Raw genomic sequence first — 2,605 nt, forward strand, 5'->3', positions numbered from 1 at the left:
CGCCCGCCACCCCACCCCCCCCCCCCCCCCCCGGCCCCGCGCCCCGGCGCCGGGCGCCCGCCCCCCCCCCCCCCCCATGAGGGGGGTGTTCAAGCGCCAGCATAAATTCCACTCACCCCGCCGTCCGCGCCAGCTGCATATCCACGAACTGCACGCCCTTGGCCGCCACCCCAGCCCATTCCGATTCCACGTCGAGTTCGAGATACCGCACCCATAGCCTACGCGCCTCCAGCAAATTGCCGGCGTCGAATTCCAGCCTCGCCAGGTTGAACACCGGATCGGCATAGGTCTTGTCCAGTGCGATTGCCTTCTGCAAATGCCTTCGCGCCGAAGCCTCGCGGCCTTGCTCGCTCATCAGTCCGGCGAGGTTGAACCACGCCTCGACGAAAGCCGGATCAAGCTTTATCGCCCGGGCATAATCGTGTGCGGCGTCCGCCGCGTGGCCGCCTGCGCGCAGGCAGTTGGCGCGGTTGAAGGCGGCAATTGCGTCGCTCGGGTCGATCGCCAGGCAGCGCTTGTAGAGCGCGGCCGCCCCATCATGGTCGCCGCCCTCCTCCGCAGCCTCGGCCTCGGCGAACAGCTCTTCCAGCGTGTCGTCGCGCTCTGCCCCGGCTGTTCCGAGGTCGAACAGCAACTGCCCGTCGAGTTCGCTCTGGCCGTCCTCAAGGTAGATCGCATCGGCGCGCCCGTGCTGCGAGCCGACATTGAGCGACTTGGCGGTGAGCGAAGCGACCGGGCCGGAACGATGGACGGAGCGCGCGATCGCGCCCCATGTCGCACCACCGGCGATGAGCCCGGCATATTTGCGCGCCAGGATCAGGTCGCGGAAGGAGTACGGTTCGGCGTCATGCTCGAACGCATCGAACAGGCTGAGCAGGTCGAGGTCGGCGCCCGATAGCCGCGATTGCTCGATCAGCGATTGCCGCGACAGCGAGGATGCTTCCGGCACCTTCATCAGCCCGAGTAGCCGCAGGAAACCGTTCTCGCTGAGGAGTACCCGCCCAGCCGCACCCTGGGCGACGATGCAGCGCTCGATCTCGGAGTCGCCGTTCTTCGTCAATCCAGCTTTCTGGAGCAACGTGCGGCCGAACACGACATGGGTGGTGCGCCGGGTTATACCGCGCCGTAGCTGACCGTGCTGGCGATCCACTTCGCGCGCGGCCAGCCTGAGCGGAAACGCCGCCAGCGCGCCGACAGTGCCGAAGACGGCCCTCGGGACGGCCGGTGCCGTCATTTCTTGCTCTTGCCGACCGCCTTCAGCAGATTGGCCTTCAGCGGATTTTCAGCAGCGCCGCCCGCTGCTGCCGCCTTCCTGGCGGCGGGCTTGGCAACCTCGTCGGCCTTGCTCTTCGACTTGGCCGGCGGCTTCGATTGCGACAGGCTCGCCTTCAGCGCATCCATCAGATTGATGACATTGCCGCGCTCGGGTGCCGCCGCGATGATCGGCTTGTGGCCCTTCAGCTTCTCGCGGATCATCGCCATCAGCGCGATCTCATAGCGGTCCTCGTAGTTCTTCGGATCGAAGGTGGTTTCCTTCTGCTTGATCAGGGCTTCGGCGAGCTGCAGCATTTCCGGATCGGGCTTGCCGGCCGGGATGTTGCCAAAATATTCAGCCGTGCCACGCACTTCGTTCGGGTTCCTCAACGTGCACACGAACATGCCGTTCTCGCGCGCGCCGATCGTCACCACGCGTTCCCTGCTGGACAGCACAAGGCGGGCGATCGCCAGCTTGCCGGATTTGCGCATGGCTTCGCGCAGCACGGCGAAGGTCTCTTCCGCCATCGCGCCATCGGGCGCCAGATAGTACGGCGCGTCCTGATAGATGACGTCTACGTCACCCTCGTCGACGAAAGCCTCGATGTTCATCGTGTGGTTGGATTCGATGCGCACCGCGTCGAGGTCGGCATCATCGATGATGATGTACTGCTTGTCCTCGTATTCGTAACCCTTGACCAGGTCAGAACGCTCGACGAGCCCCAGTTCCGGGTCGACCGGCTTCATATTGATGCGGTTATGGGTAGTCTTGTGCAACTGGTTGAACGAGATGCGTTCGCTGGCACTGGTGGCGGGGTATAGCCGCACCGGACAGCTGACCAGACTGAGTTTGAGGTAACCTTTCCAACTTGCCCTGGGCGCCATGAAACACTCCTACGCGGTCATGCACTGACATTTTAGCTTGAGCATGATCTTATCCGAAAACCGGTTCCCACTTTTCGGGATCATACTCTCTGCAGCGCTTTTCGTCCGAAGGACGAACGAGGCTGCGGAAATCCTACACCGACCCCGCACGATACAGGGAAATTCCTGACGAAATGTTCCGGTACGTCTTTGTGGTCGTGGGGCAAGAATAATTCAAATTGTCGAAAGCGTCGATGGACTCTGGGCTCGGCTTCGCCGGACCTGGGTTCCTCGCCCCCATGAAATGGGGGAGAGGTGGCTCGGCGAAGCCGAGACGGAGAGGGGGAATGGCGCAACCCTATCCCAAGCTGGATCAGAGAAGCCATCTTCAACCGCTGGCGCCGCCCCCCCAACCCCCGCGCCGGGCGGGCCCCCCCACCCCCACAAGGGGGGGGGGGGCGGGGGTGTGTTGGAGTGGGCAGGAAAC

The 2,605-nt window shown here is 64.0% G+C and carries 2 protein-coding genes; both read right to left on the minus strand.

All coding sequences use genetic code 11. From position 1 onward, the window contains the following. Window positions 1-112: 112 nt before the first annotated feature. Entirely contained in the window at window positions 113-1,234 is a 1,122-nt protein-coding gene (locus NKH57_RS33565) for a tetratricopeptide repeat protein (protein ID WP_352950640.1), read from the minus strand. Then, a complete protein-coding gene (ku, locus tag NKH57_RS33570) occupies window positions 1,231-2,139 on the minus strand; it encodes a non-homologous end joining protein Ku (protein ID WP_352950642.1) in 909 nt (302 codons plus the stop codon). The genes NKH57_RS33565 and ku overlap by 4 nt, the downstream gene beginning before the upstream one ends. Window positions 2,140-2,605: the final 466 nt, after the last annotated feature.

Origin of the sequence: Mesorhizobium sp. M1050 (genome assembly GCF_040318715.1) — a bacterium.
GTDB lineage: Bacteria > Pseudomonadota > Alphaproteobacteria > Rhizobiales > Rhizobiaceae > Mesorhizobium.

Excerpts from the sequence above, each read along its gene's own strand:
- NKH57_RS33565 (WP_352950640.1), bottom strand. The coding sequence starts at position 1,234 with ATGACGGCACCGGCCGTCCCGAGGGCCGTCTTCGGCACTGTCGGCGCG.
- ku (WP_352950642.1), bottom strand. The coding sequence starts at position 2,139 with ATGGCGCCCAGGGCAAGTTGGAAAGGTTACCTCAAACTCAGTCTGGTC.